This window comes from Agrobacterium sp. YIC 4121, from assembly GCF_002008205.1.
Classification (GTDB): Bacteria; Pseudomonadota; Alphaproteobacteria; order Rhizobiales; family Rhizobiaceae; genus Agrobacterium; species Agrobacterium leguminum.
The window spans coordinates 359,263-379,146 of sequence record NZ_MRDI01000006.1; the positions used below are offsets into that span (position 1 = coordinate 359,263).

The window sequence follows — 19,884 nt, forward strand, 5'->3', positions numbered from 1 at the left end:
CGTGCTGACGCTTTATGGGCGCGACGTCTCGTCCCGTCTCCTGCTCGGCACGGCGCGCTATCCGTCGCCTGCCGTGCTTGCCGATGCCGTGCGGGCGAGCAACACGGATATTCTGACGATTTCACTGCGCCGGGAAACGGCGGCTGGCAAGAAGGGCGGTCAGTTTTTTGAGCTTATCCGTGAGCTGGATCGCCAGATCCTGCCCAATACTGCCGGTTGCCACACGGTCAAGGAAGCGGTGCTGACGGCAAAGATGGCCCGCGATGTGTTCCGCACTAACTGGATCAAGCTGGAGGTCATCGGCCATCACGACACGCTGCAGCCCGATGTCTTCGCACTTGTCGAGGCGGCGAAAATCCTCTGCGACGAGGGTTTTGAGGTCTTTCCCTATACGACGGACGATCTGGTCGTCGCCGAGAAGCTGCTGGAGGCAGGCTGCAAGGTCCTGATGCCCTGGTGCGCGCCAATCGGCAGCGCCATGGGACCGCTCAATCTGACGGCGCTAAAATCCATGCGGGCGCGTTTCCCGGATGTGCCGCTGATCGTCGATGCCGGTATCGGCCGCCCGTCGCATGCCGTCACGGTGATGGAACTCGGTTACGATGCGGTTCTGCTCAACACGGCGGTGGCGGGCGCGGGAGACCCGGTCGGCATGGCGGAGGCTTTCGCCCGCGCCATAGACGCCGGCCATCAGGCATATCTCTCCGAGCCGCTGGAGCCGAGGGACATGGCCGTTCCCTCGACGCCCGTGATCGGAACGGGTGTTTTTTTCTGATCGCGGCTTGTCGTCGACATCAGGCACCTCACGTTTTGCGTTGACAGTGCCTGATGGTGGCGGGATACCGGGAGAAAAAGGGAAACGGCATGGCGGCACTCACCAATCTTCTGACGGATATCGGCGGCGTCTCGGTCGGCAATGTCACCGATCTTGCCCTCGGCTCCGGTGTTACGTCGATTGTTTTCGAAAAGCCCGCCATCGCTTCCGGTTCTGTTTTGGGTGGTGCGCCGGGCGGGCGCGATACCGGCCTGCTCGACCCGACGATGACGGTGGAAGCGGTGGATGCCTTCGTGCTGTCAGGCGGTTCTGCCTTCGGGCTGGATGCGGCGGGCGGCGTTCAGGCCGGGCTGCGCGAAATCGGACGCGGCCTGCAGGTGGGTTCCACCCGCGTTCCCATCGTGCCGCAGGCGATCCTGATGGATCTGCTGAATGGCGGCGACAAGGACTGGGGACTGCATTCGCCCTATCGCGAGATGGGATATGCGGCCTTCAAGGCGGCGCGTCCGGAGCCCTTCGCGCTTGGAACGGTCGGGGCCGGAACGGGTGCGACGACAGCCACCTTCAAGGGCGGGCTCGGGTCGGCAAGTGCTGTCAGTTCCGGCGGTTATAAGGTGGCCGCCATCGTTGCCGTCAATGCGCTCGGCTCGGCAACCGTTGGAACGGGCCGCCATTTCTGGTCCGCGCCGTTTGAAATGCAGGGTGAATACGGCGATTGCGGTTTTCCCGATCGTTTCGAGCCGGATCATACCGCGCTGCGCCTCAAGGGGGTCAATCTCACGGCAACGACCATCGGTGCGGTGGTGACGGATGCCGCGCTGACCAAGGCGCAGGCGCATCGCCTTTCCATCATGGCGCATGACGGGCTGGCGCGCGCCGTTCTGCCCGCCCATCTGCCAAGCGACGGCGACGCCATGTTCGCGGCCGCGACCGGTGAAAAGCCGCTTGAGGGCGGCGTTCATTTCGCCGAGCTTTGCCATCTGGCGACCATCGTGATGGCGCGCGCGGTCGCGCGTGGCGTCTATGAGGCGACGGCCTTACCGGTGGATGGAGCGCAAAAGGCCTATCGCGATCTTCATGGACGGAGCCTTTGAACGATGAGTGAGGCCCTTTCTCCATTGAAGCCTGTTCTTCGTATCGACTTTCCAGCCGGGGAACGTCTCGGCCATGGCAAGATTGAATTGATGGAGCTGATTGTCGAGACCGGCTCCATCTCTGCCGCCGGGCGGGCGATGGACATGTCCTATCGCCGCGCATGGCTGCTGGTGGATGCGCTGAACCATATGTTCAGGCAACCGGTTATCGAATCGCAGCGTGGCGGCAAACAGGGCGGCGGTGCGGCGCTGACCGCTTTCGGCACTGAGGTGCTGGAGCGTTACCGCGGCATGGAAAAACGGATGAACGAGGCCTTGCGCGCGGATATCGACTGGCTGGAGGCTAACCGCAATCCCGATGCGGCTCTCAATAGGGATCGAGAGCCGCCGACTTTATGATCGCGTGCACCGGTTTTCCCGGCTCCAGCTGCAGCCTCTCGCGTGACAGATCGGTGATGCGCGACTGGATGATGTCGCCGCCGCAATCCACCTGAACGGTGACCATGCCATCTTCGCTAGCAGAAACCGTCGCGACATGGCCCGCGAGAATGTTGAGCGCGCTCAAGCCTTCGGGTTTTACGGTTGCCAGCATCACGTCGCGTGCCGGTATGAGCACCCGCGCCGGGCTGCCGGACGCTCCCCTTTTGGCCGGAACATGGAGCAGCATGGTCTTCAGCCTCACGGCGGCAAGGCCATGTCGCTCATCAAAGCTTTCAATGTGGCCGGAAAGAATGCTGCCCGCTTCGCGTCGTTCGAGATGCGCGCTGAAATCCGGTCTGGAAAGCACGTCGGCCGCTTTTCCCTGCGCCTCCACCTTGCCGTCCTTCATCACCACGATGCGGTCGGCGAGGCGGGCGACCTCCTGAATAGAATGGCTGACATAGACGATCGGGATTTTCGTCTCGTCGCGCAGCCGTTCGAGATAGGGAATGATTTCGGCTTTTCGCTCCTCGTCGAGCGAGGCGAGCGGCTCGTCCATCAGCAGCAGCCTGGGTGATGAGAGGAGCGCGCGGCCAATCGCGACACGCTGTTTTTCGCCACCGGAAAGCTTGTCCGGCCGGCGTTGCAGGAGATGGCCGATGCCGAGCATGTCGACGATGCGGTCTTCATTTGCGCTCCCGGTTTTGTTCCCGGCGAACCATCTGCCGTAATGCAGGTTCTGCGCCACGCTGAGATGCGGGAAGAGCCGCGCTTCCTGAAAAACATAACCGAAGCGGCGTTTATGAGCCGGCAGGAACAGCCGTGTTCCGCTATTGGCCAGCACTTCACCATTAAGCAAAACCTGTCCCTCATCCGGCCGCAACAGGCCTGCTATGATGCGGATCATCGAGGTTTTGCCGGAGCCGGAGCGTCCGAATAGCGCGGTAACGCCGCCTTCGGAGGTGAAGGACGCATTGAGCTCGAATGACCCGAGGCGATGACGGGTGGTGATCGAAAGCGTCATTCCATGCTCACCCGTTTGCCGATGATGCGGGCCAGAAACTCCGAGACGAGCAAAGCGAGCATGGAAATCACGACCGAGACAATGGTTAGCCGCAAGGCGCCGGCATCGCCGCCCGGAACCTGAGTGAAGGTATAGATGGCGGCGGACAAAGTCTGGGTCTCGCCGGGAATATTGGACACGAAGGTAATGGTTGCGCCGAACTCGCCCATGGCCTTGGCGAAAGCCAGGATCATGCCGGCAATGATGCCGGGCAGGGTCAAGGGCAGGGTGACGGTGAGGAACACCCAGAACGGGCTTGCCCCCAATGTTCCCGCGGCCTCTTCCAGCTTGCGGTCCACCGCTTCTATGGAGAGGCGGATGGAACGCACCATCAGCGGAAAGGCCATGACGGCGCAGGCGAGCGCGGCCCCGGTCCAGCGGAAGGAAAAGACGACGCCGAACCAGCTATCGAGAAATTGCCCGATCGCGCCCCTGCGGCCGAACAGGACGAGCAGCAGAAAGCCGGTGACGACGGGCGGCAGGATGAGCGGCAGGTGGACGATGCCATTGAGGAGAGACTTGCCCCAGAAGCGGCCGCGCGCCAGCGCCACGGCGACCAGAATGCCGAAAGGCAGGCTGGCAAGCATGGCGATGGACGACACCCACAGGCTGAGCCTGATCGCCGTCCATTCTTCAGGGCTGAGTGTCCACCAATGCAATGCCATATCCTGCAATCGTCATCTCTTGTGGCCCATACGTTGGGGCCACGAAAGGCAGTTTATTTCAAAACGGTAAAGCCTTGCTTTTCGAAGAAGGGCGTTGCCTTGGCCGATTTCAGGAAATCCAGATAGGCTTTTGCTGCCGGGGACTTGGCTTCCGAAAGAATGGCGACCGGGTAGATGATCGGCGGATGGCTGTCTTCCGGGAAGGTGCCGACGATCTTCACGCCCGGATCGGCGGCGGCGTCGGTCTGGTAGACAATGCCATAGGGTGCTTCGCCGCGCGAGACGAGCAGCAGGGCGGCACGCACGCTCTCCGCGCCGGCGACCTTTTGTTCCACCGAGGACCAGACCCCGAGCTTTTCCAGAGCGGCCTTGCCGTATTTGCCCGCCGGCACGGAATCGACCGCACCCATGGCCAGTCGGCCATCGCCCACCAGAGCGGCAAGATCGAAGCCTTGCTTGATCTCGACCGGCTTTGCCTTGTCTGCGGGAGCGACGAGAACAATGCGGTTGCCGAGAAGATTGGAGCGGGTGTCAGCGTTGATCAGCTTCTTTTCGGCGATATAGTCCATCCATGCGAGATCGGCCGAAATGAAGATATCCGCCGGTGCGCCCTGCTCGATCTGCTTGGCCAGCGCCGAGCTTGCTGCATACGAGACGGTTGCTTCGTTACCGCTTTCCTTCGCCCACTCGGCGTTGAGAGCATCGAGTGCGTTTTTCATGCTTGCGGCGGCAAACACCGTGACTTTTTCGGCGGCATGGGCCGGAACGGCCGCGAGTGAGGCCGCCATCCAGAAGGATGTGGCTGCGGCAATGGTTTTGAAGAAGCTGCGACGCAAAAGTCTCATGGTCTGTTACCCCCGGTTCGAGATATTCCGATGAATATATCGATAGGCCTATAGGGCAATCATTATATTTTCAAGGATATATCGATGGGATGAGGAAAAGAGGCTGCCGGTGTGTCTGCGGAGAGGGGTGGCTAAGCTCGAAAAGCCCTCCTCGTCATGCTCTGGCTTGTCCCGCGCATCAGCAACGTCTTCATTTTATTGAATGTGATTAAATCCTTGAGGCAAGCCCAAGGATGATGTGGCTCATTAGAAGCGACTCTGTGTCCGATCAAAAACGCTCGCCGGCGAAATGGGCGATCTGTGCGCCTGCCTCGTAATAGGCTTCCTTCACCGTCCGGAAAGTCTGCGCTTTCGGCTCCGTCAAAGGCAGCGGCAATTCGGCTTCAGCAATTTCACCGAGAATATGCTGCGCAATGACCTTGCCGAAGGCCGTGCCCGGCGCGATGCCGCGGCCGTTATAGCCTGAAAAGCCGACGACATTTTCAGCGAATTTGTGAAAGCGGGGCACGGCATTGTCGGTCATGCCGATTTGGCCGTACCATTCACATTCGAATTCCGTATCCCCGAGTTGCGGGAAAAGTCGCTTCAGCGAGCGCTTCGCCCAGGCGCGATGAATGGCGGTGCCGGTGCCGCGCAGGGCGCCGACGCTGCCGAAGACCAGCCGGCCGGCTTTGTCCATGCGGAAGGATGAGAGAATCTCCTTCGTATCCCAGCAGCCCTCACGGCCAGGCAGGATGGTCTTTTGCAGATTATCGCCGAGCGGTCTCGTCGCAAAATTGAAATAGGGCAGGTAGACCTGTTCATCGCGAACGATCCGCCATGGGCCGGTGCTATAGGCTTCAGTGGCCACAACGATCCAGTTGGCGGTTACAGACCCTTGCGACGTCTTCACCACCCATTTTCCGTTGCTGCGTTCGGTCGCTACCACGGGGCTTTCGGTATGCAGGCGCACGCCCGCTTTCTGGGCGGCTGCGGCAAGGCCTCGAACATAGGCAAGCGGCTGTATCGTGCCGGCGCGTGTATCCAGAAGCGCACCGGAATAGCCCGTACTGCCGGTGCGTCTCGCTGTCTCTTCGGCATCGAGGATGCGGACGGGTGCGCCTCTCTCCGCCCATTGTTCGCAGCGCTCACGGATTTCGGCGAGCCCTTTTTCTCCGACGGCGCAATGGAGCGTGCCGTTTTTTTCGATCTCGCAGGGAATTGCGTGTTTTTCCACCAGTTCACGCACGAGAAGCGGGGCATTGCCCAGAAGGTCTAGAAGCCGCTCGCCGTAAACCTCGCCCAGCACGCCGGGTAGCTCTTTCGGCATGACCCACATGCCGCCATTGATGAGGCCGACATTGCGGCCTGCGCCGCCGAAGCCGATTTCCCTTGCTTCGAGAAGAACGACATCCACACCCCGTTCGGCAAGATGAAGGGCGGCGGACTGGCCGGTAAAGCCACCTCCGACGACGACGACATCGGCAACCGCTGCGCCCCGCAAGGCGGGCGTTACGGGCGGCTGCGGCGCGGTCTTTTCCCAGAGGCCGTGCGAGCGGGGGTCATTATACATCGTTCCACCGTGTTCCGGGCCAGTTCATTTGTTCTTCGTATGAGTGACAAGCCCTTGTTTATAAGACTTTACAAGCGGACTTGCCTGTTGAATATCGACATATCGTCAAGAGTTCATTCCGTGAGGGAATATGGTCCTGCCGCCACGCCGTTTTCTGCCGTCGCTTTCGCTGCTGGCGGCTTTCGAAGCCGCTTCCCGGACGGGCAGCGTCACCGCTGCCGCGAGGGAACTGGGGCTGACGCAGGGTGCGGTCAGCCGTCAAATCCTGGCGCTCGAAGAGCAGCTCGGCTTGGCGCTGTTCCTGCGCGAGAGGCAGACGATCCGGCTGACAAGGGCGGGGGAGGGGTATGCGCGGGAAATCCGCGAGGCCTTGCGGCGCATATCGACGGCCTCGCTCAACCTGCGTGCCAATCCGGATGGCGGCACGCTAAACCTCGGGGTTCTGCCGAGCTTCGGCACGCGCTGGCTTGTGCCGCGCCTTCCCGATTTCATCGCCAGACACCCCGGCGTTTCGGTCAATCTTCTGACGCGGTCATCGCTGTTCGATTTCCGCACCGACACAGTCGATGCGGCCATCCATTTCGGATTGCCGCATTGGCCGGGTACCGAGCTGGTTTTCCTGATGCATGAAAAGGTCATTCCGGTATGCAGCCCCGCCTTCAAGGCGCGACACGGACTTTCAAGGCCGGACGATCTGCTGCATGTCCCGTTGCTGCACATGACGACACGGCCGGATGCCTGGGAGCAATGGTTTCGCAGCCATGACATTGGTTTCGACAATGTGCATGGCATGCTTTTCGATCAGTTTACGACGATTGCCGAGGCGGCGAGCGCCGGGGTTGGAGCCTCGCTCATTCCTTCTTTCATGATCGAGGAGGAGTTGCGAAGCGGTCGTCTGGTTGCGGCTGTTGCGGGGGAAGTGGAGAGCGAGGAAGCCTATTACCTCGCCTGCATGCCGGATCGCGCCGGTTATGCGCCGCTCGAAAGTTTTCGGCGGTGGATCGTTTCCGAGGCCGCAACTGGCGCGAACGGCAGTACCGCGGAGTTTTCGGCGTAAACCGGTAAGCGGTCTTGCAAGACGGACGCTGCTCAGCCAATAGTGCGCCATGACGCGTGGCGCGAGCAGCCATGTACCGAAAGTTCAAATACGGGAGATGTCCGTGAAGCCCATTTTCGTTCAGCTTCAATGTGAGCCCGGCAAGACCTATGATGTCGCCGACGCCATCTATAAGACGGAACTGGTTTCCGAGCTTTATTCCACCAGCGGTGAATATGATCTGCTGCTGAAAATCTATCTGCCGCAGGAAGAAGATATCGGCAAGTTCATCAACCAGAACATCGTCAATATTCCGGGAATCGTGCGTTCGCTGACGACGCTGACCTTTACTGCATTCTGACCCGCAATTCGAACCTTCGATACGGGCTCGGCCCTCATCCCTGTGCTTGTCACAGGAATCCAGTCGACGCGCGTCTGCGCGGAGGGAGAGGCTTTTCAGCCCAAGGACTTGGTCTGGCTAGATTTCTGTGACGAGCACAGGAATGAGGGAAGAGTGGGGTGCGTCAGGAAGACCGCGTACGTGGCGTTCGGCTCTAATCCTGACTTTCAGGCGCTTTGTTAGCTTAGTGCATCAGAGCTTTTGATACACCCTGAATGGCTGGTGCCAGGGGGTAGATGGCTTGTCAACCGAGAAAAAAGCGCGCCATCGGGCCGCTGTTCGGGGTCCGATATTTGGCGCGCTCTGGTTTTGACGGTTCTGTGAGCGGGCGAAAGTTCTCCCGCATCAGGCGACCGCGGCCAGATTCCGATTGCGCACGAGATCGCGGATCGCAATCCGCACGTCGTCGGCGCTGTCGAACTTCTGTTCGTCCAGGTCGTGAACGTGGAACTTCACCGCGATGAACTTCAACCGGTCATTATCCGGGATGACGATGCCGACGGGTTCGCCAGCGAATTCAATAACTTGCTTCTGCATAGATATACTCCCGCTGTGGCTACTTCACACAGCATGTTGTCGAACTGATTTTCAGTAAATTGAGACCGTTAAGTCACATTCGACAGCAGCGGGAACACGTGGATTTAAATCCAGCGTTCCAGGACTCAAAACCAAGGATTGCGTTGATGTTGATATGTTTTGACATGACACACTCCCTGTATTGGTGTTGGCCCGGAATCAGGAGACTCGTTCTCCAGTTCCACACTGATAATCCAGACCAGCACTAAAATCAATGCTCATTGTTATAGGTAGAATATTTTTCTTTATGATGACAGGAGAGGGGCGGAAATGTGAAATTTTTGTTTTCGTCGGCTGCCGCCGCGAAAAGCCCGCTGTAGCAGGCTTTTAATGTATTTTTTAATCGTCGCCGGTCGCTGGCGGCGGATAAACATGATCGTTTCCGTTGAAGTCGGAAACGGAATAACAGCCATCGCGGGTTTTTTCGGCCGCATTTATGCCAATTGCCGCCTTGCCGTGACCGCCGGGAATGTCGAGAACATAGGTCGGCTGGCAAAGGCCGGAGACATGCCCCCGCAAAGCGGAAACGATTCGCTGCCCCTCTTCTATCGTCAGCCGGAAATGGCTGGTGCCAGGCGCAAGATCGGGATGATGCAGGTAATAAGGCTTGATACGGGTCTCGACAAAGGCGCGCATCAACTCGGCAAGAACCGCCGGGTCATCATTGACGCCTTTCAAGAGGACCGTCTGGCTCACCATGGCGATACCGGCGTCGATCAGGCGTGCCGAGGCCTGCCTTGCGGCTTCGCCGAGTTCACGGGAATGATTCGCGTGCAGGGCCACATAGGTGGTTTTGCCGCTGGCCTTCAGCGCATCGATCAGCGCCGCATCGATACGGTCAGGATCGACAACCGGCACGCGGGTGTGGAAGCGGACGATCTTCACATGCGGTATGTCTCTCAGGCGCGTCATCAGGTCGGACAAGCGCCGTGGGGAAAGCACCAGCGGATCGCCACCGGTCAGGATGACCTCCCAGATGGCGGGATTGGCCTTTATATAGCCGAATGCGGCGTCAAGTTCCGCCGGGCTCATCATGCCGTTGCCTTGCGGTCCGACCATCTCCCGGCGGAAACAGAAGCGGCAATAAACGGGGCAGACATGCACTGCCTTTAAAAGCACCCGGTCGGGATAACGGTGGACGATGCCGTGGACGGGGCTGTGCGCGTCGTCGCCAATCGGATCGTCCCGTTCTTCAGGAAGATGAACGAGTTCGGCCGGGTCAGGAACGAATTGTCGGGCGATGGGATCCTGCGGGTCGCGGCTGTCGATCAGCCCGGCAATCGATGGCGTGATGGCGAGCGCGTAACGTTGCGTTACAGTGCGCAGCGTCTCGAGTGCTTCGGCTTCGATAAGCCCCGCTTCGAGAAGTGCTTCGGCTGTCTTGATGGTCTCAAGCCCTGTCATCGTCCATATTCCGCGACTGGGGCCCACATGACGAGATCGATACGGGGCGCGCCGGTTGCCAGCATCACCAGCCGGTCGAAACCAAGCGCTATGCCGCTTGCCGGCGGCATGATTGCCAGCGCGGCCAGAAAATCCTCGTCCAGCGGATAGGTTTCGCCGTAAACCCGCTGCTTCTCGGCCATTTCCATTTCGAAACGCCGCCTCTGCTCGGCGGCGTCGGTCAATTCGCCGAAGGCATTGGCGAGTTCAACGCCGCAGGCATATAGCTCGAAACGCTCCGCCACGCGCGCATCCTTGGGTGACTTGCGGGCAAGGGCTGCCTCACAGGTCGGATATTCATCGAGAATGGTCGCCCTGCCGAAACCCAGCTCCGGCTCCACCCGCTCTACGATGACGCGGCTGAACATATCCGCCCAGGTATCGTCATCGGCCACGCGGATGCCGGCCTCGGTGAGGTTCGCCGCAAGATGGCGAGCGTCGGTTTCGCCGTTTCGGCTGATGGTGGCCAGCAGGTCGACGCCCGCATATCGCTCGAAGGCTTCGGCGACGCTTACCCGCTCCGGCTCGAGGAAGGGATCAACGCTGCGGCCGCGATAGGTGAAATTCTTCGTCTTTGTGGTTTCGGCCGCCAGCGCCAGAAGATTGGCGCTGTCCTTCATCAGGCTCTCATAGGTTTCGCCGACCCGGTACCATTCCAGCATGGTGAATTCCGGATGGTGCAGGGGGCCTCGTTCCCGGTTTCTGTAAACATGGGCAAAACAGGTGATGCGTTTTTCACCGGCGGCGAGCAGCTTTTTGCAGGCGAATTCAGGCGAGGTGTGCAGATAAAGCGGCACGGCGTCGCCGGCCGGCGTCAGGCCCTGCGTGGCGAAAGCATGCAGATGCGCCTCATTGCCGGGGGAAATCTGCAATGTCGCCGTATCGACCTCGAGAAAATCGGCGCTGGCGAAATAGCCGCGAAAAGCCGACTGGATCGCATTGCGCCCAATGAGAAACGCGCGGCGGTCGGCGTGGACGTCCGGCGTCCACCATGGCGACATTGTTTCGTTGCTTGCGCGCATTCTCTGTTCTTTTCCGTCTTCTCTGCGGCGCCCAATTGCGGAGAAACGGCCCGCAAAACGCCTGATCGCGTCATTTAAAGCTATTCCGGGCGGAAAACCGCTAGGCACTCTTCCGCGAATTGCTGTAGAAGGCTGGCAATTCGTGCGGATTTAAGGTAGTTGCGCCCCAGAAAAAAGACAAAACGTCTGCCGGGGCCGGTGCTGCCGCGCAGTCCTTTACGACGCATTTCATCGAGTTACAAGGAAGTCATATGGTCAAGGTTATCGCCTCATCCGTCCGCAAGGGCAATGTTCTCGACGTGGACGGCAAGCTTTACGTCGTTCTTACCGCGCAGAACTTTCACCCCGGCAAGGGCACGCCGGTCACGCAGGTGGACATGCGCCGCATCGTTGACGGCGTGAAGGTCTCCGAGCGCTGGCGCACCACCGAGCAGGTCGAGCGCGCTTTCGTTGAAGACCTGAACTTCCAGTTCCTTTATGAAGATGGCGAAGGCTTCCACTTCATGAACCCGGAGAACTACGATCAGGTTGTGGTCGATGCCGAAACGATGGGCGATCAGAAGGCCTATCTGCAGGAAGGCATGACCTGCATTCTTTCCATTCATGAAGGCAATCCGCTGGCCGTCGAACTGCCGCGTCACGTCACGCTGGAAATCACCGAAACCGAACCGGTCGTTAAGGGCCAGACGGCGTCTTCTTCCTACAAGCCGGCCATTCTTTCCAACGGCATCCGCACCATGGTGCCGCCGCATATCGATGCCGGCATCCGCGTGGTCATCGCGACGGAAGACAATTCCTACGTCGAGCGCGCCAAGAACTGAGCCTGACGGCTAGTTAGACAAAAGCACCGGGAGACCGGTGCTTTTTTGTGTCACGAATAATAAAAAAGCCCGCGTCGAGACGCGGGCTTTTTCTTTGCCTTGCGGCGTATCTTACATGGCCTTTGCCGCGGTCCGGGTTGGGCCGGGTGCCTTCTTCGGAGCCGTGGTCTGGCCAACGGCATAACCGCCGCCAAGCGCTACGTTCAGCGAGACGTAGTCCTGCGCGGTCTGCTGAACAGCCTGTGCAAGGCTTGCCTGTGCGGTGGAAACCTGGCGCTGCGCATCGAGAACGTCGAGCAGCGAGGAGGCGCCGTCGCGGTAGCTGGCTGTCGAAAGCTGCAACGCTTCCTGATAGGACGCGACGGTCTTGCGCAATGCATCGGCCGTGCGCTGATCGCGGGTGACGGCGGCCAGAGCGTTTTCGACTTCTTCCACAGCGGTCAGCACCGTCTGCTTCCAGACGAGATATTCCTCACGTGCCTGGGAATTGGCCAGATCGATATTGGCGCGGATGCTGCCGCCATCGAGAATCGGCAGAACGAGGCTCGGACCGAAGGACCAGCTATTGGCCGTTCCCCTGCCGCCACCGCTCAGGAAGTTGTAGCTTGGCGTGATCGAGCCGCCGAGCTCGATGCTGGGATAGAGCTGCGCTTCCGCGACACCGATTGAGGCAACTGCGGCGGCGAGATTGCGTTCGGCGACACGAATGTCCGGACGGTTGCGGATGAGATCGGCCGGGATGCCGGTGCGCGGAATGCTGCGGGCAACCGGCTGGCGTGCGCCCTTCTGCAACTCGGAAATCAGAGATGAGGCCGGCAGGCCGAGAAGCGTGGCGATGCGATGCGCCGCCTTGCGGAAGTTGGTTTCGAGGCCGGGAATGTCGGACAGCGTCGAGTTGACCAGACCTTCGGACTGGACGACATCGAGGCGGGAGGCCGCGCCCGCTTCAAGCTGCAGCTTGGTCAGGTCCAGCGTTTCGCGGCGGGAAGCCAGGTTCTGACGGGCAATCGCCAGGCGCTCCTGATAATAACGCACATCGATATAGGCTGCTGCGACCGAGGAAATCAGCGTCAGGCGCTGAACATCGACGGTGGAGTAAGCGGCATCGAGCGATGCATTGGCGCTTTCCGTGGCGCGGCGATAGCGGCCGAAGAGGTCAAGCAGCCAGGAGACGCTTAGACTGCCTGAGGACACGTTGGTGACGGGAACATCACGGTAGCTGCCCTTGGTCTCGCTGGTCGTGTGGCTGCCGTTAGCCGTCAGGCTCGGCAGACCGCCCGCGCCGGCCGAGATGACCTGGGCTTCCGCCTGATTGATGCGCTCGATCGCCTGCATCACGGTCAGGTTCTGGCTGAGGCCAGTGGAAACGTAACCATTGAGGCGGCTATCGTTAAAGGCTGTCCACCATGCAACGGTGCTGATGTCGCCATTACTGGTTTTTCCGGCTTCCGCAAACTTTCCCGGCAATTGAATTTCCGGCGTCTTGTGGTCGGGCCCGACAACGCAGCCTGAGAGCAGCAGCATTGTCAGGGGAAGAGTAGCGCGAATAGACAGCATGTAATTTTCCCAATTCTCTGGTTGGCTTACCGAGCGCGGCTTGCTGACAAATGGGCTGCGCGGTCGATATGCCGTAGAAACGTGCATTTGCCAAATCGGCAACATTTCTAGCAGCGTATTAACGGTTGGCACAGCCCATTTTTGTTTTGTTAACGCCTTGAAAGGCGACGAATGATGACGAAAAAGGACGGAACGAAGAAAATTCCGAGCAGTGTTGCAGAAAGCATACCACCCAGCACCCCGATACCAATTGCATTTTGTGCGGCGGAACCCGCTCCGGTTGCGATTGCGAGAGGCACGACACCCAGGATGAAGGCTAGCGACGTCATGATGATCGGACGCAGGCGCAGCTTCGCCGCCTCGAGCGTCGCTTCCATCAGGCTTAGTCCATGCTCCTGTCTTTCCTTGGCGAATTCGACGATCAGAATCGCGTTTTTCGCCGCAAGGCCGATGGTCGTCAGCAGGCCCACCTTGAAGTAGACGTCGTTCGACTGGCCGAAGAAATGCGCCGCAGTCAAAGCGCCGAGGACGCCCACCGGCACGGCCATGATGACCGAGAAGGGGATCGACCAGCTTTCATAAAGGGCTGCAAGGCAAAGGAACACGATCAGCACCGAGAGCGCATAGAGCATCGGCGCCTGCGAGCCGGAAAGACGTTCCTGATAGGAAATGCCCTGCCACGCCACGGTGTAACCGCCCGGCAGGCTTGCCGTCAGGCGTTCCATCTCGTCCATGGCGTCACCGGATGCAACGCCCGCACCGGCGGTGCCTTCGAGCGAGATGGCGCCCGTGCCGTTGAAGCGGGCGAGAGACGGCGGAGCATTGATCCATTTCACTTCGCTGAAGGAAGAGAACGGCACCATTTCGCCGCTGGTGTTGCGGGCGTACCAGAACTTGAGATCGTCCGGCTGCATGCGGTACGGCGCATCACCCTGAACATAAACGGGCTTGAGCTCGCCGTTCAGCGTGAAGTCGTTGACGTCCCGGCCGGCAAAGATCGTCGACAGCATGAGGTTCACGGAGGAGAGATCGACACCCATGGCGCCCATCTTTTCCTGATCGAGAATGATCTTCATCTGCGTTTCATTGTCCTGGCTGTCGCTTCTGAGCGAGCTGACCTTCGGATTGCTGGTCGCAAGCGCGATCAGTTCCTTGGACGTGGCGGTCAGTGCCTCGGTGCCGTTGCGGCCGCTATCCACGAGATACATCGAGAAACCGCTCGATGTGCCCATGCCCTGAATTGCCGGCGGCAGAAGCGGGAACACCTGCGCATCGCGGAAACCGAAGAAGGTGCCCATCGCACGCTGCACGATGGCGCCGGCGTGTTGGTCGGGGGCTGTTCTCTCGGCGAAATCCTTGAGCTTGGTGAAGACGATGGCGTTGTTCTGGCCAGAACCGCTGAAGCTGAAGCCGAGAACGCCGAAAACCGATTCGACATTGGCGGCTTCCTTTTCACGGAAGTAGCTTTCGACCTGCTTTACCACCTCATTGGTCCGTTCGATGTTCGAACCGGTCGGCGTCTGGATGATCGTCAGCAGCACGCCCTGGTCTTCCTGCGGCAGGAACGAGCTGGGCAGCTTGCTGAAGAACCAGGCGCAGCCGCCGATGACGATCGCGAAAATAATCATCACGCGCAGGGGCCGCTTCAGCAGATAACCGATAGAGGAGACGTAACCATCCGTCGTCTTGCCAAAGCCGCGGTTGAACCATGCGCCTGGTCCGCGCTGCTTCTTGTGATGGTCGATCGGTTTCAGCATCGTGGCGCAGAGCGCCGGCGTCAGAACGATGGCGACCACCGCCGAAAGCAGCATGGCCGAAACGATGGTGACCGAGAACTGGCGGTAGATGATGCCCGTCGATCCACCGAAGAAGGCCATCGGAATGAATACGGCGGTGAGCACGAGCGCGATACCGATGATCGCACCGGTGATCTCGCCCATCGACTTCTCGGTCGCCTCGACCGGCGACAAGCCCTCTTCCGACATGATTCGTTCGACGTTTTCGACAACGACGATAGCGTCGTCAACGAGAAGGCCGATGGCCAGAACCATGGCGAACATGGTGAGCGTATTGATGGAATATCCTGTCAGCGCAAGGACGCCGAACGTGCCGAGAAGCACGACGGGAACCGCGATCATAGGAATGAAGGTGGCTCTGAGGTTTTGCAGGAACACCAGCAGCACGACGAAAACCAGGATGATCGCCTCGATCAGCGTGTGTACCACTTTCTCGATCGACAGCTTCACGAAGGGTGTCGTGTCATAAGGATATTCGATCGAAACCCCCTCGGGCAGCGAACCTTCGACAGCGGAAAGCGCCGACTTTACGCGCGCTGCCGTATCGAGTGCGTTGGCACCCGTGGCGAGGTTGACCGCGAAACCGGCAGAGGGACGGCCGTTCGAACGGGAATCGCCACCATAGGTTTCCTGGCCGATTTCAATGCGGGCCACGTCGCTCAGGCGAACGGTTGCGCCGTCCTTTTCGACTTTCAGGATGACCGATTCGAAATCGGCGACGGTGGTGAGCTGGCTCTGCGCCGTCACCGTCACGTTGAGCTGCTGACCCTTGACTGCGGGCACCGCGCCAAGCGAACCGACGGAAACCTGGGTGTTCTGGCTCTCGATGGCGCTGGTCACGTCGGCCGTGGTCAGCTGGTACTTGTTGAGCTTGAACGGATCCAGCCAGATGCGCATCGCATATTCGGAACCGAAGACGTTGATGCTGCCCACGCCTTCGAGGCGCTTGATCTGGTCTTCGACACGCGAGGAGAAGACGTCACCGAGATCGGCCGAGTTGCGTTTGCCGTCGGTCGAGATCAGCGCGCCAACCATCAGAATACTGGATGTGGATCGGCTGACCTGAAGACCCTGCTGCTGCACCGTGTCAGGCAGTTGCGACTGGACAAGCTGCAGCTTGTTCTGCACCTGAACCTGCGCGATGTCCGGCAGGATGGTATTGCCGAAGGTCAGCGTCACTTCGGCGCTGCCGGTTGAGGACGACGATGTCATATAAGTGAGGTCATCAAGGCCGGTCATGCCGTCCTCAATGATGGTCGTCACCGATTTTTCGACTGTCTCGGCGCTCGCGCCATTATAGGTCGCGCTGACGCGTACCGTTGTCGGTGCGATATCGGGATATTGCGAAATGGAAAGCGTCCAGATCGCAAGGGCGCCGCCCAGCATGATGACGATGGCGATAACCCATGCAAACACGGGGCGCCGGATGAAGAAATGGGCCATGGCAGTCCTGCCTTACCTTTTACGAGCTTCGACCGAGGGTTTCGTGCTCATGCTTATTTCGAGGGGGCGGCGGCAGGCTGAGCTTGCTGCGGCATAACGACGATACCGCGATCGTCGATGGTCACTTCAACCGGTGCGACGGTCGCACCGTCGGCGATCCACTGGAAGCCGTCAACGATGAGCTTGTCGCCATCCTTGACGTTCTCAGTTACCAGCCAGGCATTGCCCGACTGCTGGCTGGACGGGAATGTGCGGGTTTCCACCTTGTTTTCCGCCGTTACGAATTTCGCTGTCAGTTCGCCATTGGCGTTCCGGCTTGCGGCGCGCTGCGGAATGCGGAAGCCTTTTTCCTTGCCGATGGTCAGCGTGGCGCGGACATAGGTGCCGGGAAGCAGAAGATCGTCCGGGTTTTCGAAGAGGGCGCGGATGGAGAAGGTGCCCGTGGTTTCGCTCACGGCCATGTCCGACATGTCGATCTTGCCGTCATGCTTGTATTCCGTGCCGTCTTCCAGCGTCAGGTGAATGCCGGTCTCCTTTGTGTCGCCGCCGAGCTGGCCCGACGAGATCGCCTTTTTCAGACGCAGAAGATTGATGCTGGATTCCATCAGATCGATATAGATCGGATCGATGCGGCGCAGCGTCGTCAAAGCCGTCGTCTGGTTGGCCGTCACCACGTTGCCGATGCTGAAAGCGGTTGCGCTGGTAATGCCGTCGAAGGGAGCGCGGACCTTGGTGAGATCGAGGTTGATTTCCGCCGTTTCCAGCGCCGCCTTGGTCTGGGCCACATCGGCTTGCGCCTGCAGCAGGGTCACCTTGGCGTTTTCATATTCGATCTGCGTCGCGCCGCTGTTGACCAGGCGTTCGTAACGGGCAAGGTTCGCCTGGGCGCTCGGAATGCTTGCTTCCGCCTTCGCCACGTTTGCCTTGGCCTGCGCCACTTCCGCCAGATAGGTATTGTCCTCGATCTGGTAGAGAATATCGCCCTGCTTGACCTCGCTGCCTTCCTTGAAGGGAATTTCGCGGATGATGCCGGTGACGCGCGGGCGGATTTCCGCTGTCTGGAACGCGCTGGCGCGACCGGGCAGAACCGTGGTCAAGGGATATTCGCTGGTCTTCATCAGGATGATGCTGACCGGGGACGGCGGACGCTCGGCGCTCTGGGCGGCGTTCTGGCTGCTCTCGCCGCCATCGCTGCAACCTGCCAGAAGAGCGGTCACACACAGAGAAGCAAATAAGGGTAAAATACGTCGGCTCATTGTTCTTCCCTGCGTATCGATCGCATTCAACTATAAGCGCAATGTCGCTCGGCGGATGCGCGTCCGGAAACAGACACGACAGGCGAAGGCCTTGGAAGGACCCGATTCGCTCATTCTGTCCGGACCGCCACGCGCATAGAAGCGCAGGCTTTTGCGCTTCGCAAGCAATTGCGAGAAGGTGACGTAAATTGGGAATCGTCACTTAGCAAGCGGATTGCGCAATCCCGCGTCGATTAAATCGACGAGTTGATCGCAACGTGTTGCTAAATTGCCGATATCTTCCCGGGCAATGAGGACGGGATGAATCACGCTTGTCAGCGCGTGGAGCACGGTTTCCGCCAGAGGAGAAATCTCGGCCGGCGCGTAGATTCGCGCATCGATACCATCGCGGATAATCTCGGCGAGCAGGTTGGCGATGACGGCTTTATAATAGTCGCCGCACTTCATGTCCTGCTTTGCCGTCATCAGGATCATTTCGAATATGTAGGGATTGTCGTTTAGATCCTGGTGGTGCTGTTCCATCAGCGTGCGGGCGAGATGGCGCAGTCTCGAAAGCGGCGCGTGGCTTTTATCCAGCGGCTGGATGTCCCGTTCGAATGCGCCGATCTGCTCGAAGGCGATCGCATCGACGAGCGCGTTCTTCGAGCTGAAATTCTTGAAGACGTTGGCGGGAGACATGCCGAGCGCCGCGGCGATATCGGCAATCGCCACCGCATTGAAACCACGTTCGCGGAAAAGCTCTTCTGCCTTGGCGAGAATGTCCCGCCGCGTTTCCTCGGCGGAACGGCGAGGCCGGCGCCTGACAGGACGGTCACTCTTCCTGTCGGCCTTTCTCGCCTGTTCGATCGTTTTGCTCACGGTCAGACTCCGGGGAAGAACGGCTCCAGGTTCCGGCGTATTCTTGCAAGCGGTGTCTCGCCGCTATCGTCGGGAACGAAGCTCTGTCCGGTGATGCGCTCGTAAGCATCAATATAGACCTTCGAAGTCTGCAAGACGAGGTCCTGCGGAATTTCGGGAACGTCGTCCTTATAAGGGTCGCAGCGTTCGGCGACCCAGGCCCTCACGAAATCCTTGTCGAAGCTTGCCGGCCGTGTTCCGTTGCGGAAGCTTTCGTCATAACTGTCGGCCATCCAGTAGCGGCTGCTATCGGGCGTGTGGATCTCATCGGCCAGGATGATCGTGCCGTTTTCATCCGTCCCGAATTCATATTTGGTGTCGACGAGAATGAGGCCCTGCTTTGCGGCAATTTCCTGCCCGCGCTTGAACAGCGCCAGCGCGTAACGGGAAAGCGTGTCCCATTGCTCCTGCGTCAGCAGTTTCTTCTCCACGATCTCGGCCGGCGTCAGCGGTTCGTCATGGCCGCCATCGAAGGCCTTGCTCGTCGGTGTGATCACCGGTTCGGGCAGAATCTGGTTGTCTTTCATCCCGTCCGGCAGGCTCATGCCGTACATCTGCCGCTCACCCTTCTTATAAAGGGTCAGGATCGACGTGCCGGTGGTACCGGCCAGATAACCGCGAACCACCACCTCGACCGGCAATATGTCCAGCCGCTTGCCGATGACGACATTGGGGTCGGGATAGCTCACGACGTGGTTCGGACAAATATCCTTCGTTTGTTCGAACCAGTAGCGTGCCGTCTGGGTCAGTACCTGTCCCTTATAAGGTATGCAGGTGAGGATACGATCAAAGGCGCTAAGGCGATCGGTTGATATGATGATGCGGTTGCCGTCGGGCAGATCGTAGTTTTCCCGCACCTTGCCACGGTAATAATTCGGCAGCTCGGAAATGACGGCTTCATCGAGAATGCGCACGGGCTCTCCAATTCTTGGCTTTATAAAGAGGCGTTGGACGCCTCAAGTCTTCTGAAACTCTCGTCCGTTCCTATTGCATGTTTCCTGGAACAGGGCCAGTCGCGACATGAAGGCTGCCTTTTTCTCCGGTTCCCGTTAGAAATACGAAACTACCTAATAAAATCAACAGTTTGATAAAAATGTCAGTTTTTTGACGATGGGTGTGTTGACTTGTTTGAGGGTGATCTCTTATAAGTCCGCTCACTGAACGAGGGCGGCGGCGCTGCTGGCGACGGCGACTTTCGTTCTGAAGAAATCAAGTTGATGAGC

18 protein-coding genes are annotated in these 19,884 nt (G+C 59.4%); 6 read left to right on the forward strand and 12 right to left on the reverse strand.

What is annotated here, in order from left to right:
* The first annotated feature begins 1 nt into the window (after window position 1).
* The 3 genes from BTE54_RS10820 (at window position 2) to BTE54_RS10830 (ending at window position 2,268) form a co-directional block, all read left to right on the forward strand.
* On the forward strand, window positions 2–775 hold the full coding sequence (locus tag BTE54_RS10820; RefSeq protein WP_078052422.1) for a thiazole synthase: 774 nt from the start codon (window positions 2–4) through the stop codon (window positions 773–775).
* An 89-nt stretch (window positions 776–864) separates the two neighbouring features.
* Entirely contained in the window at window positions 865–1,869 is a 1,005-nt protein-coding gene (locus BTE54_RS10825; protein WP_078052423.1) for a P1 family peptidase, read from the forward strand.
* Window positions 1,870–1,872: 3 nt separating this feature from the next.
* A complete protein-coding gene (locus tag BTE54_RS10830) occupies window positions 1,873–2,268 on the forward strand; it encodes a winged helix-turn-helix domain-containing protein (RefSeq protein WP_078052424.1) in 396 nt (131 codons plus the stop codon).
* Here BTE54_RS10830 and modC read toward each other — a convergent pair.
* The 4 genes from modC to BTE54_RS10850 form a co-directional block, all read right to left on the reverse strand.
* On the reverse strand, window positions 2,237–3,313 hold the full coding sequence (gene modC / locus BTE54_RS10835) for a molybdenum ABC transporter ATP-binding protein (RefSeq protein WP_078052425.1): 1,077 nt from the start codon (window positions 3,311–3,313) through the stop codon (window positions 2,237–2,239). The two genes, BTE54_RS10830 and modC, sit on opposite strands and share 32 nt — an antisense overlap.
* On the reverse strand, window positions 3,310–4,017 hold the full coding sequence (gene modB, locus BTE54_RS10840; RefSeq protein ID WP_065657009.1) for a molybdate ABC transporter permease subunit: 708 nt from the start codon (window positions 4,015–4,017) through the stop codon (window positions 3,310–3,312). The genes modC and modB overlap by 4 nt, the downstream gene beginning before the upstream one ends.
* 53 nt (window positions 4,018–4,070) lie before the next feature.
* Window positions 4,071–4,862, reverse strand: a complete 792-nt coding sequence (gene modA / locus BTE54_RS10845; protein WP_078052426.1) for a molybdate ABC transporter substrate-binding protein — start codon at window positions 4,860–4,862, stop codon at window positions 4,071–4,073.
* Window positions 4,863–5,130: 268 nt separating this feature from the next.
* Window positions 5,131–6,414, reverse strand: coding sequence for an FAD-binding oxidoreductase (locus tag BTE54_RS10850; protein ID WP_078052427.1), 1,284 nt, complete (start codon window positions 6,412–6,414; stop codon window positions 5,131–5,133).
* Between the two features lie 130 nt (window positions 6,415–6,544).
* On the opposite strand from BTE54_RS10850, the gene BTE54_RS10855 reads away from it, so the two are divergent.
* On the forward strand, window positions 6,545–7,471 hold the full coding sequence (locus tag BTE54_RS10855; protein WP_065657012.1) for a LysR family transcriptional regulator: 927 nt from the start codon (window positions 6,545–6,547) through the stop codon (window positions 7,469–7,471).
* Between the two features lie 103 nt (window positions 7,472–7,574).
* Window positions 7,575–7,811, forward strand: a complete 237-nt coding sequence (locus BTE54_RS10860) for an Lrp/AsnC ligand binding domain-containing protein (RefSeq protein ID WP_003521320.1) — start codon at window positions 7,575–7,577, stop codon at window positions 7,809–7,811.
* A gap of 384 nt (window positions 7,812–8,195) precedes the next feature.
* On the opposite strand, the gene BTE54_RS10870 is transcribed toward BTE54_RS10860, so the two are convergent.
* The 3 genes from BTE54_RS10870 to epmA all read right to left on the reverse strand — a co-directional run bounded on the left by BTE54_RS10870 (window position 8,196) and on the right by epmA (window position 10,891).
* Window positions 8,196–8,387 carry a hypothetical protein gene (locus BTE54_RS10870; protein WP_003492264.1) on the reverse strand — a complete coding sequence of 64 codons (192 nt, stop codon included), beginning with the start codon at window positions 8,385–8,387 and terminating at the stop codon, window positions 8,196–8,198.
* Window positions 8,388–8,765: 378 nt separating this feature from the next.
* Window positions 8,766–9,830, reverse strand: a complete 1,065-nt coding sequence (locus BTE54_RS10875) for a lysine-2,3-aminomutase-like protein (RefSeq protein WP_078052429.1) — start codon at window positions 9,828–9,830, stop codon at window positions 8,766–8,768.
* On the reverse strand, window positions 9,827–10,891 hold the full coding sequence (gene epmA, locus BTE54_RS10880; RefSeq protein ID WP_078052430.1) for an EF-P lysine aminoacylase EpmA: 1,065 nt from the start codon (window positions 10,889–10,891) through the stop codon (window positions 9,827–9,829). The genes BTE54_RS10875 and epmA overlap by 4 nt, the downstream gene beginning before the upstream one ends.
* 251 nt (window positions 10,892–11,142) lie before the next feature.
* Here epmA and efp point away from each other — a divergent pair, with 251 nt between their 5' ends.
* The gene (efp, locus tag BTE54_RS10885; protein ID WP_003504809.1) at window positions 11,143–11,712 is read left to right on the forward strand and encodes an elongation factor P; all 570 of its coding nucleotides are present in this window, start codon (window positions 11,143–11,145) and stop codon (window positions 11,710–11,712) included.
* A gap of 111 nt (window positions 11,713–11,823) precedes the next feature.
* Here the strand turns inward: efp and BTE54_RS10890 are convergent, their stop codons facing one another.
* The 5 genes from BTE54_RS10890 to BTE54_RS10910 all read right to left on the reverse strand — a co-directional run bounded on the left by BTE54_RS10890 (window position 11,824) and on the right by BTE54_RS10910 (window position 19,575).
* Window positions 11,824–13,269 (reverse strand): efflux transporter outer membrane subunit, encoded by a 1,446-nt coding sequence (locus BTE54_RS10890; protein ID WP_065657015.1) that lies wholly within the window; start codon window positions 13,267–13,269, stop codon window positions 11,824–11,826.
* Window positions 13,270–13,418: 149 nt separating this feature from the next.
* Entirely contained in the window at window positions 13,419–16,508 is a 3,090-nt protein-coding gene (locus BTE54_RS10895) for an efflux RND transporter permease subunit (protein WP_035261240.1), read from the reverse strand.
* A 53-nt stretch (window positions 16,509–16,561) separates the two neighbouring features.
* The gene (locus tag BTE54_RS10900; protein ID WP_065657016.1) at window positions 16,562–17,764 is read right to left on the reverse strand and encodes an efflux RND transporter periplasmic adaptor subunit; all 1,203 of its coding nucleotides are present in this window, start codon (window positions 17,762–17,764) and stop codon (window positions 16,562–16,564) included.
* Window positions 17,765–17,962: 198 nt separating this feature from the next.
* Window positions 17,963–18,622 (reverse strand): TetR/AcrR family transcriptional regulator, encoded by a 660-nt coding sequence (locus BTE54_RS10905; RefSeq protein WP_065657017.1) that lies wholly within the window; start codon window positions 18,620–18,622, stop codon window positions 17,963–17,965.
* A 2-nt stretch (window positions 18,623–18,624) separates the two neighbouring features.
* Window positions 18,625–19,575, reverse strand: coding sequence for a phosphoribosylaminoimidazolesuccinocarboxamide synthase (locus tag BTE54_RS10910; RefSeq protein WP_065657018.1), 951 nt, complete (start codon window positions 19,573–19,575; stop codon window positions 18,625–18,627).
* Window positions 19,576–19,884 lie beyond the last annotated feature (309 nt).

What these genes read in the sequence shown, in the direction of transcription:
- BTE54_RS10830 (WP_078052424.1), top strand. Translation starts at nt 1,873, where the DNA reads ATGAGTGAGGCCCTTTCTCCATTGAAGCCTGTTCTTCGTATCGACTTT.
- BTE54_RS10875 (WP_078052429.1), bottom strand. Translation starts at nt 9,830, where the DNA reads ATGACAGGGCTTGAGACCATCAAGACAGCCGAAGCACTTCTCGAAGCG.
- BTE54_RS10900 (WP_065657016.1), bottom strand. Translation starts at nt 17,764, where the DNA reads ATGAGCCGACGTATTTTACCCTTATTTGCTTCTCTGTGTGTGACCGCT.
- BTE54_RS10895 (WP_035261240.1), bottom strand. Translation starts at nt 16,508, where the DNA reads ATGGCCCATTTCTTCATCCGGCGCCCCGTGTTTGCATGGGTTATCGCC.
- epmA (WP_078052430.1), bottom strand. Translation starts at nt 10,891, where the DNA reads ATGCGCGCAAGCAACGAAACAATGTCGCCATGGTGGACGCCGGACGTC.
- modB (WP_065657009.1), bottom strand. Translation starts at nt 4,017, where the DNA reads ATGGCATTGCATTGGTGGACACTCAGCCCTGAAGAATGGACGGCGATC.
- BTE54_RS10855 (WP_065657012.1), top strand. Translation starts at nt 6,545, where the DNA reads ATGGTCCTGCCGCCACGCCGTTTTCTGCCGTCGCTTTCGCTGCTGGCG.
- efp (WP_003504809.1), top strand. Translation starts at nt 11,143, where the DNA reads ATGGTCAAGGTTATCGCCTCATCCGTCCGCAAGGGCAATGTTCTCGAC.
- BTE54_RS10890 (WP_065657015.1), bottom strand. Translation starts at nt 13,269, where the DNA reads ATGCTGTCTATTCGCGCTACTCTTCCCCTGACAATGCTGCTGCTCTCA.
- modC (WP_078052425.1), bottom strand. Translation starts at nt 3,313, where the DNA reads ATGACGCTTTCGATCACCACCCGTCATCGCCTCGGGTCATTCGAGCTC.
- BTE54_RS10825 (WP_078052423.1), top strand. Translation starts at nt 865, where the DNA reads ATGGCGGCACTCACCAATCTTCTGACGGATATCGGCGGCGTCTCGGTC.
- BTE54_RS10870 (WP_003492264.1), bottom strand. Translation starts at nt 8,387, where the DNA reads ATGCAGAAGCAAGTTATTGAATTCGCTGGCGAACCCGTCGGCATCGTC.
- modA (WP_078052426.1), bottom strand. Translation starts at nt 4,862, where the DNA reads ATGAGACTTTTGCGTCGCAGCTTCTTCAAAACCATTGCCGCAGCCACA.
- BTE54_RS10850 (WP_078052427.1), bottom strand. Translation starts at nt 6,414, where the DNA reads ATGTATAATGACCCCCGCTCGCACGGCCTCTGGGAAAAGACCGCGCCG.